Origin of the sequence: Rahnella sp. ChDrAdgB13 (assembly GCF_017655185.1) — a bacterium.
GTDB classification, from domain to species: domain Bacteria; phylum Pseudomonadota; class Gammaproteobacteria; order Enterobacterales; family Enterobacteriaceae; genus Rahnella; species Rahnella contaminans.
The window spans coordinates 20737-34303 of sequence record NZ_JAEMGT010000021.1 but is presented as its reverse complement, the minus strand read 5'-3'; the positions used below and the strand labels follow the sequence as shown (position 1 = coordinate 34303).

Annotated in this window: 13 protein-coding genes; 8 read left to right on the top strand and 5 right to left on the bottom strand. The window is 54.9% G+C overall.

Annotated features, from left to right (window positions below):
• Positions 1-2: 2 nt before the first annotated feature.
• Positions 3-1409 carry a 3-isopropylmalate dehydratase large subunit gene (leuC, locus tag J8X26_RS07200; RefSeq protein WP_208950539.1) on the bottom strand — a complete coding sequence of 469 codons (1407 nt, stop codon included), beginning with the start codon at positions 1407-1409 and terminating at the stop codon, positions 3-5.
• A gap of 171 nt (positions 1410-1580) precedes the next feature.
• Here leuC and J8X26_RS07195 point away from each other — a divergent pair, with 171 nt between their 5' ends.
• The gene (locus J8X26_RS07195; protein WP_208950538.1) at positions 1581-2456 is read left to right on the top strand and encodes an alpha/beta fold hydrolase; all 876 of its coding nucleotides are present in this window, start codon (positions 1581-1583) and stop codon (positions 2454-2456) included.
• Between the two features lie 56 nt (positions 2457-2512).
• On the opposite strand, the gene J8X26_RS07190 is transcribed toward J8X26_RS07195, so the two are convergent.
• Entirely contained in the window at positions 2513-4567 is a 2055-nt protein-coding gene (locus tag J8X26_RS07190; RefSeq protein ID WP_208950537.1) for a choline transporter, read from the bottom strand.
• Positions 4568-4803: 236 nt separating this feature from the next.
• Between J8X26_RS07190 and betI the strand changes: the two genes are divergently transcribed.
• From betI to J8X26_RS07170, 4 genes are all read left to right on the top strand, one after another.
• Complete coding sequence (gene betI, locus J8X26_RS07185; RefSeq protein WP_152324253.1) at positions 4804-5385, top strand: transcriptional regulator BetI; 582 nt, start codon at positions 4804-4806, stop codon at positions 5383-5385.
• A gap of 44 nt (positions 5386-5429) precedes the next feature.
• Positions 5430-6899 (top strand): betaine-aldehyde dehydrogenase, encoded by a 1470-nt coding sequence (gene betB / locus J8X26_RS07180; protein WP_208950536.1) that lies wholly within the window; start codon positions 5430-5432, stop codon positions 6897-6899.
• 24 nt (positions 6900-6923) lie between these two features.
• A complete protein-coding gene (gene betA / locus J8X26_RS07175; protein ID WP_208950535.1) occupies positions 6924-8609 on the top strand; it encodes a choline dehydrogenase in 1686 nt (561 codons plus the stop codon).
• Between the two features lie 89 nt (positions 8610-8698).
• Positions 8699-9154 (top strand): GNAT family N-acetyltransferase, encoded by a 456-nt coding sequence (locus J8X26_RS07170; RefSeq protein WP_152324250.1) that lies wholly within the window; start codon positions 8699-8701, stop codon positions 9152-9154.
• 110 nt (positions 9155-9264) lie between these two features.
• Here J8X26_RS07170 and J8X26_RS07165 read toward each other — a convergent pair whose 3' ends face one another.
• A complete protein-coding gene (locus J8X26_RS07165; RefSeq protein ID WP_208950534.1) occupies positions 9265-10194 on the bottom strand; it encodes a LysR family transcriptional regulator in 930 nt (309 codons plus the stop codon).
• A gap of 116 nt (positions 10195-10310) precedes the next feature.
• On the opposite strand from J8X26_RS07165, the gene J8X26_RS07160 reads away from it, so the two are divergent.
• Together J8X26_RS07160 and J8X26_RS07155 are read left to right on the top strand one after the other, a co-directional pair.
• On the top strand, positions 10311-10745 hold the full coding sequence (locus J8X26_RS07160) for a DMT family transporter (protein ID WP_208950549.1): 435 nt from the start codon (positions 10311-10313) through the stop codon (positions 10743-10745).
• 3 nt (positions 10746-10748) lie between these two features.
• Positions 10749-11201: a DMT family transporter gene (locus J8X26_RS07155; RefSeq protein WP_208950533.1), complete on the top strand. Its 453-nt coding sequence runs from the start codon at positions 10749-10751 to the stop codon at positions 11199-11201.
• Between the two features lie 37 nt (positions 11202-11238).
• On the opposite strand, the gene J8X26_RS07150 is transcribed toward J8X26_RS07155, so the two are convergent.
• Both J8X26_RS07150 and J8X26_RS07145 read right to left on the bottom strand, forming a co-directional pair.
• Positions 11239-11697 carry an RES family NAD+ phosphorylase gene (locus J8X26_RS07150; RefSeq protein WP_152324248.1) on the bottom strand — a complete coding sequence of 153 codons (459 nt, stop codon included), beginning with the start codon at positions 11695-11697 and terminating at the stop codon, positions 11239-11241.
• Entirely contained in the window at positions 11694-12155 is a 462-nt protein-coding gene (locus tag J8X26_RS07145) for an antitoxin Xre/MbcA/ParS toxin-binding domain-containing protein (RefSeq protein WP_152324247.1), read from the bottom strand. The genes J8X26_RS07150 and J8X26_RS07145 overlap by 4 nt, the downstream gene beginning before the upstream one ends.
• 351 nt (positions 12156-12506) lie before the next feature.
• Between J8X26_RS07145 and J8X26_RS07140 the strand changes: the two genes are divergently transcribed.
• Positions 12507-13394, top strand: a complete 888-nt coding sequence (locus tag J8X26_RS07140) for a nucleoside-specific channel-forming protein Tsx (RefSeq protein WP_152324246.1) — start codon at positions 12507-12509, stop codon at positions 13392-13394.
• Positions 13395-13567: the final 173 nt, after the last annotated feature.

The window sequence follows — 13567 nt, the reverse complement described above, 5'->3', positions numbered from 1 at the left end:
CCTCACACTTCGCGAACATCGGTCAGATGACCGCAAATTGCGGCGGCGGCCACCATCGCCGGACTCATCAGATGGGTGCGCGCTCCGGCGCCCTGACGGCCTTCAAAATTACGGTTGGTGCTCGACGCACACCGGTCGCCTGGCGACAGCACGTCGTCGTTCATCGCCAGACACATTGAACAGCCGGACTGCCGCCATTCAAAACCGGCTTCGATGAAAATCTCCGCCAGCCCTTCGGCTTCGGCCTGGGAGCGCACCTGACTCGAGCCGGGAACGATCATTGCGCGTACGGTCGGTGCAACGGTTTTTCCGCGAACCACGTCGGCGGCAGCGCGTAAATCTTCGATGCGCGCATTGGTGCAGGAGCCAATAAAGGCGTGGCTGATGGCGATACTGTTAAGCGGTTGCCCGGCGCGTAATCCCATATAGCTGAGTGCGCGTTGCAGGTCTTTTTGCCGTGCGGGATCCGCTTCGTATTCCGGATCGGGTACGTGTCCGCCAATGGCCACCGCCTGATCCGGGCTGGTTCCCCAGCTCACCATTGGCGCGATTTCTGTGGCGCTCAGTTCGACTTCGCGGTCGAAAACGGCGTCCGCATCGCTGTGTAATTCACGCCAGACATTCACGGCATCCGCCCATTGCTGGCCTTGCGGCGCGCGCGGTTTGTCTTTCAGATAATCAAAAACTTTGTCGTCAGGTGCCATAAATGCACCGCGCGCACCGGCTTCCACCGCCATATTACAAATCGTCATACGGCCTTCCACACTCAGCGCGCCGATGCCTTCACCGCAAAACTCAATGGCGTAGCCGGTGGCACCTGCTGCACCGATTTTTGCCACCAGCGCCATCACCACGTCTTTGGCAGTGATCCCGTTCGCCAGCGCGCCGTTTACGGTGACGCGCATTGTTTTCAGACGTTTATAAATCAGCGTCTGGGTCGCCAGAAGATGCTCGATTTCAGAGGTGCCGATACCAAATCCGAATGCGCCGAGCGCGCCATAAGTGGTGGTGTGGCTGTCACCGGCGGCAATCACCATGCCCGGCAAGATAAAGCCCTGCTCCGGCGCGACAACGTGCTCAATCCCCTGACGACCGTCGAGAATATCAAACAGCTCGATGCCAAATTCTGCGCAGTTCTCGGCCAGATACGAAACCTGGCGCGCGCCACCGGCGTCCCGCATCTGGCGTGTGCGCAAAGGCGCAGTCGGATTGACGTGATCGACCACCGCCAGCGAGGTTTCCGGTCGCCATACCCGGCGGTTCGCTTCACGCAATCCGCTGAAAGCCTGCGGGCTGGTGTACTCGTTAATTACCTGCCGGTCGATGTACAGCAACACGTGCCCTTTGTCGTCCAGCGTGCGGACTGTGTGGCTATCAATGTGCTTTTCATACAGCGTTTTTGGCTTCATTTCATTGCCCTGATGAACGTAATGGATAATGCCAGCGTCGCAAACTTACCCGTTATCGGGCAACGGCCTGAGTGTGGTGTCTCAAAACACAGATCGTGAAGCGGCAATCTTCATTTGTGACCTTGTTGCTCAAAAGCCAGCGACTAAGATGGGTAAAAAAGGAGAAAATCCATGTTTGAACATTTTATCCAAGGCCGGATGGACGTGAACGGCACAGAGATTGCTTACCGGATTGCCGGTCAGGGCGAACCACTGTTATTGCTGCACGGACACCCGCAGACTCAGGCGATCTGGCATAAAGTCGCGCCGTTTCTGACGTCTCAGTTCACCGTCGTTCTGGCTGATTTGCGTGGCTATGGCGACAGCGGCAAACCCGAACCCGACACGGAACATCTGCGCTACAGCAAACGCGAAATGGCGCAAGACCAGCGGGAGTTAATGGCGGCGCTCGGCTTCAGCCGGTTCAGCGTTGTTGCCCATGACCGGGGCGCTCGCGTGGCGCACCGGCTGGCACTGGATCATCCGCAGGCCGTTAAACGCCTGGTGCTGATGGATATCGCGCCGACGCTTTCGATGTATCAGCAAACCAATGAAGCTTTTGCCCGCGCTTACTGGCACTGGTTTTTCCTGATCCGTCCGGCACCGCTGCCGGAAACGCTCATCACCGCCGATCCGGATCAGTATCTGCACAGTGTGATGGGCAGCCGCAGCGCCGGTATGCAGCCTTTCACCGCCGAAGCTTACGCAGATTATTTGCGCTGTCTGCAACAAAATGGAACGGCGCGCGGGATTTGCGAGGACTATCGGGCGTCGGCAAGTATCGACCTGCAACACGACAAAGAAGATCTGGATGCAGCCCGCAAACTGACTTGTCCGTTGCTGGTGCTTTGGGGCGAGAAAGGCACGGTCGGACAATGTTTTGCGCCGCTTGAGGAGTGGAGAAAAGTCGCTGAAGACGTACAGGGTGAAGCGCTGCCTTGCGGGCATTACATCGCCGAAGAGCAACCGGAATTGCTGCTGGAAAAAGTCCTGCCGTTTTTAGGTTAGGCGCACGTTTCTGGACATTAAAAAACCCGCATTACGCGGGTTTTTGTTAATCAGTGTTAAACCGGTTGTTCCGGGAAGGTCAGGGTATTCCCCGGCGCTTCGCGGTTGATGTGCAGGAAGTTAAGATGACGTTCGTACTGGTCCAGAATGTCATTGATCAGCTGATGTTTGGTGAAGTCCATCAGGTCATTGCCTTGCGTGCCTTCGAGCAGGAAGGTTTCCAGCCGGTAATAATGCGATTTCCCGGCGCGGGCGCGGTAGGTAAAAGCAGGAACGGCATAACGCACCGGCCAGATCTGATACACAAAGTTCTGCTCTTCGCCCAGTGCCACCTGTAATTCCAGTGGCCCGATTTTTTCATCTTCCTGCGGCTCATGTTCGTTGAACGTGACTTTTGCACCGCGCAATTCCAGTTCCTGCGCCACTTCCTGCATCGCCGGACGGCACACGGTATCCATCATTTTTTGCGTATGGCGCGTGCCAGGATAATTCATGACCCGTGAAAGCCGCTGCTTCCAGTTTAGCGCAGCATCGCTCGTCGCCGGCAGCGGTGCCAGCGTTTGCTGGGTGCTGGCGCGGCGGTAATCTTCCAGACGCAGGGATTTATACAGCCCGGCCATGATGAAGAAAATCACAAAACTGAACGGCAGCCCCATGATTACCGTGGTGTTTTGCAGCGCAGAAACGCCCTCGGTCATCAGCATGCCGAGCGTCAGCACGCCGATGGTAACTGACCAGAAAATCCGCAGCCAGTTCGGCGCATCGTTGTTAATGTCCGCGAGCTTCGAGGTGAAATTCCCCAGCACCAGCGAACCGGAATCTGCCGAGGTGACGTAAAACAGTAAACCGGTGATGGTCGCGACAGACGCACTGAGCGTAAAGCCCGGATACTGCGCCAGCAGGCTGTAAACGCCGCGTTCAGGGTGCGCGATCACTTCGTTCGCGAAATCCAGATTGCCGTGCAGGATTTGATACAGCGCGCTGTTACCGAAAATCGACAGCCACAGCAGGGTGAAGACGAACGGGATGATCAGCGTACCCAGCACAAACTGGCGGATCGTGCGGCCACGGGAAATACGGGCCAGGAACAGGCCGACAAATGGCGACCACGCTACCCACCAGGCCCAGAAGAACAGGGTCCAGCTGTTCATCCATTCAGTCGGGCGATCAAAGGCAAAGGTATTGAGCGTCATGCCCATAAAGCGGTTGATGTAGTCGCCGATATTGAGCACCAGCGCGTTGAGCAGGAATTCGGTGTTACCAAAGAACAGCAGGAACAGAATCAGCCCCAGCGCCAGCAGCACATTGAGTTCCGACAGAATACGGATGCCTTTATTCACACCGGACGTCACCGAGACGGTTGCCATAATGACCGACAGCAGGATCAGCGCCGCCTGAACAGTCAGGTTCTCCGGAATATGGAACAGCACTTTCAGCCCGTAATTGAGCTGCACCACACCGATACCCAGCGTGGTCGCGATACCAAAGATAGTACCGACCACTGCTGCGATATCTACGCTGTGGCCGATCGGGCCATTAATGCGCTTACCGAAAATCGGGTACAGCGCCGAACGGATGGTCAGCGGCAGGTTATAACGGTAACTGAAATACCCGAGCGCGATACCCATCAGCGCATACATCGCCCAGCCGGTCAGCCCGTAGTGGAACAGCGTCCAGGTCATCGCCTGTCGCGCGGCTTCCAGCGTCTGGCCGTTGCCTTCCGGCGGCAACATGTATTGCGTGACCGGTTCGGCGACCGAGAAGAACATCAGGTCGATGCCGATCCCGGCAGCAAATAACATTGCCGCCCAGCTCATCATGCTGAATTCGGGTTTGGATTGTTCAGGACCAAGTTTGATCGAGCCGAAGCGCGAACAGGCTATGAACACTACAAACACGATGTACAGCGTCGCCGCCAGCATGTAATACCAGCCGAAAGTGGCGGACACCCAGTTGAGGGTCAGGCTGATCCATTTTCCCGATAAATCTGTGAAGAAAATGGTCATCAAAGTGAAGGCTAAAATCAGACCGGCGGAGGTGAAAAATACCACCTTGTTGAGCTGGTCCCGTGGTTTCTCAGGTAATTTTTCTTTCGTATCGGCAATTGCCATCTTTTCCCCTGTCTTGTTAATTATTCACTGTTTTTCAATAAATTGGCGCAAAATTCATCTCAATAATCATACAAAATACTAACGTATTGGTAATAAAATATATGCATTTTTAATTGAACGTTCAATCAAAAAAAAGTTAAATAGGTGACGTCAGAGCGTTAACAAGGTTGGACGAAAGCGTAAAAAAACGGGTTTTTAAGCGCGTCTCAACCCGCTCATTTTCAGGAGCCGGATCCATGCCCAAAGTAGGAATGCAGCCCATCAGACGGCAGCAATTGATTGAGGCAACGCTGGCCGCAGTGAACGAAGTCGGGATGCACGATGCCTCGATTTCGCAAATTGCGCGCCGCGCAGGCGTCTCCAACGGCATCATCAGTCACTATTTTCGTGACAAGAATGGGCTGCTGGAAGCGACTATGCGCTATCTGCTCAGTCATCTGGGGGAAGGGGTGCAGTTGCGGTTAGCGCAGCTGACGGATACCGCACCGACAGCGCGGCTGCATGCGATTGCAGAAGCCAATTTTGACGACAGTCAGACCAACAGCGCGGCGATGAAAACCTGGCTGGCCTTCTGGGCAAGCAGCATGCATCACCCGCAGTTGTACCGGCTGCAACAGGTCAACAGCCGCCGGCTCTATTCAAATTTATGTTCTGAATTCAGGCGTTTTCTGCCCAAAGGTGAAGCGCGGCTCGCGGCGCAAAGTACCGCTGCACTGATTGACGGCCTGTGGCTGCGCGGTGCGCTGAGCGGTAAGGAATTTAACCGCGCCGAGGCGATGCAAATTACCCGCCGCCACATTGAGTCGCAGCTCACCTGAGCGCAGCAGAAAACCTTCAGACCGCACAGACCGAGGAGAGATTTATGTCCCGCTACGGCACGCAAAAACTTTATATCAACGGACGTTTTCAGGACAGCACCGGTGATGAAACCTTCGACGCAGTTAATCCGGCCAATGGCGACGTGATTGCGCATTTGCAATCCGCCACGCACACAGACGTGGATCTGGCGGTGAAAGCCGCGCAAAAAGGTCAGAAAGTTTGGGCGGCGATGACAGCCATGAGCCGTTCGCGCATCCTGCGCCGTGCGGTAGATATCTTGCGCGACCGCAACGATGAGCTGGCCGCGATAGAAACTGCCGATACCGGCAAACCGCTGTCGGAAACGCTGGCAGTCGATATTGTCACCGGCGCAGACGTGCTGGAATATTACGCCGGTCTTATCCCTGCCATTGAAGGCCAGCAAATACCGCTGCGCGATTCTTCCTTCGTTTATACCCGCCGCGAACCGCTGGGCGTGGTGGCCGGTATCGGCGCGTGGAACTACCCGATTCAGATTGCCCTGTGGAAATCCGCACCTGCGCTGGCAGCCGGTAATGCGATGATCTTTAAACCAAGCGAAAACACCTCGCTCACCGCCCTGAAACTGGCTGAAATCTACACCGAAGCGGGCGTGCCGGACGGCGTGTTCAGTGTGGTGACCGGCGCGGCCAGTGTCGGGCAGGCGTTAACCGATCATCCGGATATCGCTAAAGTCTCGTTCACCGGCGGCATCAAAACCGGTAAGAAAGTGATGGCCAGCGCGTCAGCATCCACATTGAAAGAAGTCACCATGGAACTCGGCGGCAAATCACCGCTGATCGTCTTTGAAGACGCGGATCTCGATAAAGCCGCGGACATCGCCATGATGGCGAACTTCTACAGTTCCGGTCAGGTATGCACCAACGGCACCCGCGTGTTTATTCCCAAAGCACTGCATAAAGCGTTTGAAGCCAAAGTGCTGGAACGTGTGAAGCGTATCCGTCTGGGCGATCCGACTGACGAAAACGTAAATTTTGGCCCGCTTGTCAGCTTCGCGCACATGGAATCTGTGCTGCGTTACATTGAAAGCGGCAAGCGTGAAGGCGCAACATTGCTGACCGGCGGCGAGCGCGTCACCACCGGCGAATACGCAAAAGGCGCTTATGTGGCACCGACCGTGTTTACTGACTGCCGCGATGACATGCTGATCGTTCGCGAAGAAATCTTCGGACCGGTGATGAGCATTCTGACCTATGAAAGTGAAGAGGAAGTGATCCGCCGCGCCAACGATACCGAATACGGTCTGGCGGCCGGGCTGGTGACGCAGGATCTCAACCGGGCACATCGCGTTATTCACAAACTCGAAGCCGGGATTTGCTGGGTCAATACCTGGGGCGAATCAGCGGCTGAAATGCCGGTCGGCGGCTATAAACATTCCGGTGTTGGCCGCGAAAACGGCGTCAGCACACTCGAGCATTACACCCAAATCAAATCCGTGCAGGTCGAACTGGGCGAATTCAGCTCAGTCTTTTAATCCGCGGCATCAGAGGAGATTTTAATGGATTACGATTACATCATTATTGGTGCCGGTTCTGCCGGCAACGTACTCGCCACCCGACTGACTGAAGACAGCGCCATCAATGTGCTGCTGCTCGAAGCCGGTGGCCCGGATTATCGTCTGGATTTCCGCACGCAGATGCCTGCCGCGCTGGCTTTCCCGTTGCAGGGACGCCGTTACAACTGGGCGTATGAAACCGACCCCGAGCCACACATGAATAACCGCCGTATGGAATGCGGACGAGGTAAAGGTCTGGGCGGTTCGTCGCTGATCAATGGCATGTGTTACATCCGCGGTAACGCGATGGATTTCGATAACTGGGCGAAAGCGCCGGGTCTGGAAGACTGGACTTATCTGGACTGCCTGCCGTATTTCCGCAAGGCAGAAACCCGCGATATAGGCCCGAATGATTTCCACGGTGGCGATGGCCCGGTGAGCGTCACGACGCCTAAAAAAGGCAATAATCCGCTGTTCCACGCGATGATTGAAGCGGGCGTTCAGGCCGGTTATCCGCGCACTGACGATCTGAACGGGTATCAGCAGGAAGGTTTTGGCCCGATGGACCGGACCGTTACGCCGAAAGGTCGCCGCGCCAGTACCGCTCGCGGTTATCTGGATCAGGCAAAACCGCGCGCGAATCTGACCATCGTCACGCACGCCATGACTGACAAAATCCTCTTTGAGGGCAAGCGCGCCGTGGGCGTCAGCTATTTCAAAGGTGACGGCGATAAAGCGGTAAAGGCCAAAGCGAAGCGGGAAGTGTTGTTGTGCAGCGGCGCGATTGCCTCTCCGCAAATTCTGCAACGTTCGGGCGTTGGCCCGGCAGAATTGCTCAATAAGCTGGATATTCCGGTGGTGCATAATTTGCCGGGCGTTGGCGAGAATTTGCAGGATCATCTGGAAATGTATCTGCAATACAGCTGTACCCAGCCGGTTTCGTTGTATCCGGCGTTGCAGATGCACAATCAGCCCGCGATCGGCGCGGAATGGCTGTTCAAAGGCACCGGCGTCGGCGCGAGCAATCAGTTCGAAGCGGGCGGTTTTATCCGCAGCCGTGAAGAATTTGCGTGGCCAAATATTCAGTATCACTTCCTGCCGGTGGCGATTAATTACAACGGCAGTAACGCGGTGAAAGAGCATGGTTTCCAGGCGCACGTAGGCTCGATGCGTTCGCCAAGCCGCGGACGCGTGCAGGTGAAATCGAAAGATCCGCATCAGCATCCGAGCATTCTGTTTAACTATATGTCGACGGAACAGGACTGGCAGGAATTCCGCGATGCCATTCGTCTCACGCGTGAAATCATGAATCAGCCGGCGCTGGATCCTTATCGTGGCCGCGAAATCAGTCCGGGTGAAAACGTGCAAACGGATGAAGAGCTGGATGCCTTTATCCGCGAACACGCGGAAACGGCTTTCCACCCGTCCTGTTCGTGCAAAATGGGCACCGACGAAATGGCGGTAGTGGACGGAGAAGGGCGCGTTCACGGCTTGCAAAGCCTGCGCGTGGTGGATGCCTCCATCATGCCGCAGATCATAACCGGTAACCTGAACGCGACAACAATTATGATCGCCGAAAAGATTGCCGATAAAATCCGTGGTCGCCAGCCGTTACCGCGCAGCACGGCGGATTACTACACCGCAGGCGATGCGCCGGTTCGCACATCACCGCTGAAAAAATCTGCCTGACAAATTGGCTGTAAAACGTATGTTAAAAAGAGATATTCTCAGGAATATCTCTTTTTTTTGGCTTACAGACGCAGGCAGGGCACTTATTCATGACTGAAAAATCATCACTTCACTGGCAGGATTATCATCACAGCGAACTGAACACGGCGCAGATTTACGCCATTCTGGCACTGCGCAACGAAGTCTTTGTGGTCGAGCAAAACTGCGTGTATCAGGATATCGACGGGCAGGATCTGAGCGGAGAAAATCGTCATATCGTCGCCTGGCTGGACGGGAAACCGGCGGCGTACGCGCGTATTTTGCGGCATGAAGATGACGTCGCCATCGGACGTGTGATCGTCGCGCCTTCCGCCCGCGGCCTGAAACTGGGGTATCAGCTGATGGAACAGGCGCTGGCCGCCTGCCAGAAACACTGGCCGGGCGAGCGGATTGCGATTTCCGCGCAGGCGCACTTACAACAGTTTTACGGCAGACTGGGATTTGTGGCGTATACGGAGATTTATGATGAAGACGGGATCGCGCATGTCGGGATGGAGTTGAGGTAAAGGGTTAGCCTTTAGCGTCAACGTCAAAACCATGGGTGGCAAACCAAGGCTTTGAACCGGGAATCCGAAATTTTCCCGGACTAATCGAAAGAGCCCTCAGTGCAACTGACTCACTCCCAGTATGCCGGGCTCCCGAATTTCTCCACCAGATAATCAATCACCACCCGCACCTTAACTGAAGCCTTGCGGACATTTGGATACAACGCCGAGATAGTCTGTGGTTCCGGCGACGTGGAAACCTGGTACTCAGGCAACACGCTCACCAGCGTTCCGGCGCGCAATGCATCGCCAATCAGCCAGGTTGGAAAAACCACTAACCCCATTCCGCCGATGGCTGCCTGCGTCAGGGTTTCTGCATTATTGCTGGTCAGAACGCCGCGCAGATTCCAGGAGCGCCATTCCTTTTCCGGCTGGCGGAAGTACCAGCGCTGGGAACCGGCAAACCCTTTAAAAACCAGGCAACTGTGATTAGAAAGATCGTCCGGCGTGGCCGGTTTGCCTGCGCGGGTAAGATACGCCGGGCTGGCGGCGAGACGGAAGTTCTGGTGGCCGAGCGTTCGTGCCTGAAGGGTGGAATCGGCCATGACGCCAATCCGGATCAGCAGATCGACGCTGTCCTGCAACGGATCGATAAAATCATCGGTCTGCATCAGTTCAATATTCAGCCGGGGAAAACGCGTACTCAGTTCCGGTAGCCAGGGCGCAACATGACGCTGACCAAAAACCACCGGTGCATTAATTCGTACCAGTCCGCCCGGTTCACTGCTTTGTTCCTGCAAATCCTGCTCGGCGAGATCCAGCTGTGTCAGCACCTGACGCGCATGCTCCGCCAGTAACTTTCCGGATTCAGTCGGGCTGACCGCCCGCGTGTTGCGGTACAGCAATTGCGTTTGTAATGCCTGCTCCAGTTGAGCAATAACGCGCGAAACCGTTGAAGGGGACATCGCTTCGCGCCGCGCCACTTCGGAGAAATTCCCCTGATCGAGTACCGCCACAAACAGGCGCAAAGACTGAATGTTGATCTGATTGAAGCTTTTCATCTGTGCGATTCCTGCAAAGGTATTTTCCTGATTGTGCTGTTTTTCGCATAGCGTTGTCACGCTATAGTCGCCGCTTCTTAAGTACCGGCAGTAAAAATAATGAGAACAGGGCAATGATGAATCTGATGTTAATTCCGCTGGTCGTTCTGGCGGGGATGGGGCTTTCACTGGAGGCGGGGCTTATCGGCCCGCTGGGAACAGAAGTCGGGCACTTGTGGGCGACGCTCAGCATTTTTGGCGTCGGCGCGGTGCTGACCGGTTTACTGGTACTGTTTTTCAGCCCGCGGAATGCGCCTTCTTATACTGAGCAACCCGGCTGGCAACTGCTCGGCGGTGTGCTGGGGCCGGTGTATGTCGTGGTGCTGACTATTGCGACGCCAGTGATTGGTATCGGGATGACGATGATTGCAATTTTGTCCGGGCAGGTAGCGAAAAGTGTTCTGATTGACCATTTCGGCTGGTTTGGTACGCCGCATAAAAAAGTGGGCAGTGAACGCCTGCTGGCGCTGGTGTTTATTGTTGCTGCACTTGTTCTGATTGCCTGGGGTTAACCAATGACTGAAATGATTATGATTGTCCTGGCTATCGTGGCCGGTGCGGCGCTGAGTATGCAGGCGGCGGTAAACGGGCAACTGGGCGAAAAGGTTGGCGTACTGAAAAGCGCATTTCTGACGTTCAGCGTCGGCGCGGCCATCACGGCAGTGCTGATTCTGTTTTTGCAAACACCGCAGCAGGCAACGCTGCTCACCGTACCCAAATGGCAGCTGATGGGCGCGTTATTTGGTGTGCCTTACATCATTGTGATGGTGACAGCCGTGCCGCGGGTAGGGACGGCGGTCGCTACAGTCGCCGTGATTTTAGGGCAACTGACGATGGGAATGCTCATCGACAATTTCGGCTGGCTGGATAATCCGCAAATCGCGCTGTCATGGCACCGTCTTGCGGCGATCCCTTGTCTGATTATCGCGCTGGCGCTGATTTACCGGAGCAACCGGAAAGCAGCATAAGTGAGGGCTGTTTGCTTCATGCCATAGGGCGGGAAAATTATTGCAGACGCGGGTCAAACATCATGGGCTCGCGTTCTACGGAATCCAGCAACTGCGCGAAATCCGGATGCTGCGGGTTGAGCAGCACATTATATTCCGTCGGGACAATCACCGACGGAACCCTCAGCCCGACATGTTCACCTTCTGCCAGCCACGCTTCGCCCTGACGCTGCGTGCTGTCCGGCGGGGAAGGGCTGCGCCAGTCCGCTGCCAGCTCATCGACCTCGAGCGTATCGAGCAGCGCATCGGACACCTCAATACTGAGCAGTGTGTATGAGCGCATCAGCATGCTGTTTTGCAAATGCACCAGCATCTCGAGGATCGCCAGCGAGATGCTGGTAGTCACATACACGACCGGCCTGCCGGGCGGGTTCCAGCGGCCACCGTAAATCTGGGCTCCGGCACCCGTCCATGCGGTGGCTAAATGTTGGGTCTGAATAATGCGAAACAGCTTCAACTGAATACCCCGTGCTGAAGACGGCCAATCAGCCGGTTCACTTCCACCGCACCCGCTTCTGAAGACAACAACTCCAGCGGCCTTGAACCTGCCAGCGCCGGAGCAGGGCGGGTTATCCAGTCCAGCGCCGCGATGCGGTCGCCTTCAAACAGATCCGTCGCCGCATCGATGGTGCGCACCAGCCGCGCCACGCGCTCGCTTTCATCGCTTTTCAGTAATCCGTTTCCGGCTTTACGCCGCGCATAATTGCGCTCGTTAATTCCCATTATTTCCAGCAAAACCATTTTCGGCCACCCCAGCTCTGTGTTCAGGCGGTTGATGCTATCAACCGGAAAACCTTTCTGTATGGCATTTAACAAACTGATTCCGCTGCCTGCGGGAAGCCCCGCAGATTCCCACAGCGGCGTTACAGGCTCTTTCATTTGTCTGGAAGACAGCCCGGTAATTTTTGAAGTCATGATGTCGGTCTCCGCACCGTTAATTGTCATAACTATAGCATGACAATTAACGGTGCGGTGAATTTGTGTACACCCTTTGTTTTGCCCGGATGACATGCGGATGAAATCGCCATGAAACATAAGTGTGATCAATGTCACGTTGAGCATGTATCAGGATGAAACAGAAATTGACAAACCTTGACCAAATCTATTTATTAGCTAAGAAAAGTTAACTCTTGTAGGAAGTGACTGGAAATTGCATGTTTATTGCACTATGTGCAGCAATCGGTTGCGGATCACAGTTTTAGGGTTCTATTTATGCAACGTCTGAAAGTGGCAAGGCGTTGTCCCACCCCCGCTTCTGGTAAAAATATGAAAAATAAAATTATTGCAGCAGGCGCTTTGATGGCTTTGTCCTACAGCGCGACCGTGCTCGCTGATGATAGCAAGGGCGAATTTGTTTCTGACTGGTGGCACCAGAGTGTTAACGTTGTTGGCAGCGCCGACACCCGCTTCGGGCCTACTCTGCGTAACGATGTTTATCTTGAATATGAAGCGTTTGCGCACAAAGACTGGTTTGATTTCTACGGCTATATCGATATTCCTAAAACCTTCGGTGCGGGTAACGGCAACGATACCGGTATCTGGGATAAGAACGGTTCTCCGCTGTTTATGGAAATCGAACCACGTTTCTCTATCGATAAGCTGACCGGCACTGACCTGAGCTTTGGTCCGTTCAAAGAATGGTACTTCGCGAACAACTATATCTACGATATGGGCCCGGACAGCGATAACCGTCAGAACACCTGGTATATGGGTCTGGGTACCGACATTGATACCCATCTGCCGATGAGCCTGTCTCTGAACGTGTATGCAAAATACCAGTGGGAAAACTACGGTGCAGCGAACGAAAACAGCTGGGACGGCTACCGTTTCAAAGTGAAATACTTCGTTCCTCTGACGCAGCTGTGGGGCGGTAACCTGAGCTACATCGGGTTCACCAACTTTGACTGGGGCTCAACACTGGGCGATGACGATTTCCGTGACCTGAACGGCAACAAAGCGCGTTCTAATAACTCGATTGCGTCCAGCCACATCCTCTCGCTGAACTACACACACTGGCATTACTCGTTCGTGGCACGTTATTTCCACAACGGCGGCCAGTGGGCCGACGGCGCTGAGCTGAACTTCGGTAACGGTAATTTCGACGTGAAATCTACCGGCTGGGGTTACTACGGCGTGATCGGTTACAACTTCTGATTTCAGTGGTTAACCTAAAAAAACCCGGCTGATGCCGGGTTTTTTGCATTTCTGACCCTCTGATAATCCTGCGCATAACACACTTTTTTAGCTATTGAGTGAAAAATGAACACAACTACAGGCGATCCCATCGCGCCGTTGTGGCATAATGCGCGCCAAATCACATTTCCCAA

What these genes read in the sequence shown, in the direction of transcription:
- leuC (WP_208950539.1), bottom strand. Translation starts at nt 1,409, where the DNA reads ATGAAGCCAAAAACGCTGTATGAAAAGCACATTGATAGCCACACAGTC.
- J8X26_RS07195 (WP_208950538.1), top strand. Translation starts at nt 1,581, where the DNA reads ATGTTTGAACATTTTATCCAAGGCCGGATGGACGTGAACGGCACAGAG.
- J8X26_RS07190 (WP_208950537.1), bottom strand. Translation starts at nt 4,567, where the DNA reads ATGGCAATTGCCGATACGAAAGAAAAATTACCTGAGAAACCACGGGAC.
- betI (WP_152324253.1), top strand. Translation starts at nt 4,804, where the DNA reads ATGCCCAAAGTAGGAATGCAGCCCATCAGACGGCAGCAATTGATTGAG.
- betB (WP_208950536.1), top strand. Translation starts at nt 5,430, where the DNA reads ATGTCCCGCTACGGCACGCAAAAACTTTATATCAACGGACGTTTTCAG.
- betA (WP_208950535.1), top strand. Translation starts at nt 6,924, where the DNA reads ATGGATTACGATTACATCATTATTGGTGCCGGTTCTGCCGGCAACGTA.
- J8X26_RS07170 (WP_152324250.1), top strand. Translation starts at nt 8,699, where the DNA reads ATGACTGAAAAATCATCACTTCACTGGCAGGATTATCATCACAGCGAA.
- J8X26_RS07165 (WP_208950534.1), bottom strand. Translation starts at nt 10,194, where the DNA reads ATGAAAAGCTTCAATCAGATCAACATTCAGTCTTTGCGCCTGTTTGTG.
- J8X26_RS07160 (WP_208950549.1), top strand. Translation starts at nt 10,311, where the DNA reads ATGAATCTGATGTTAATTCCGCTGGTCGTTCTGGCGGGGATGGGGCTT.
- J8X26_RS07155 (WP_208950533.1), top strand. Translation starts at nt 10,749, where the DNA reads ATGACTGAAATGATTATGATTGTCCTGGCTATCGTGGCCGGTGCGGCG.
- J8X26_RS07145 (WP_152324247.1), bottom strand. Translation starts at nt 12,155, where the DNA reads ATGACTTCAAAAATTACCGGGCTGTCTTCCAGACAAATGAAAGAGCCT.
- J8X26_RS07140 (WP_152324246.1), top strand. Translation starts at nt 12,507, where the DNA reads ATGAAAAATAAAATTATTGCAGCAGGCGCTTTGATGGCTTTGTCCTAC.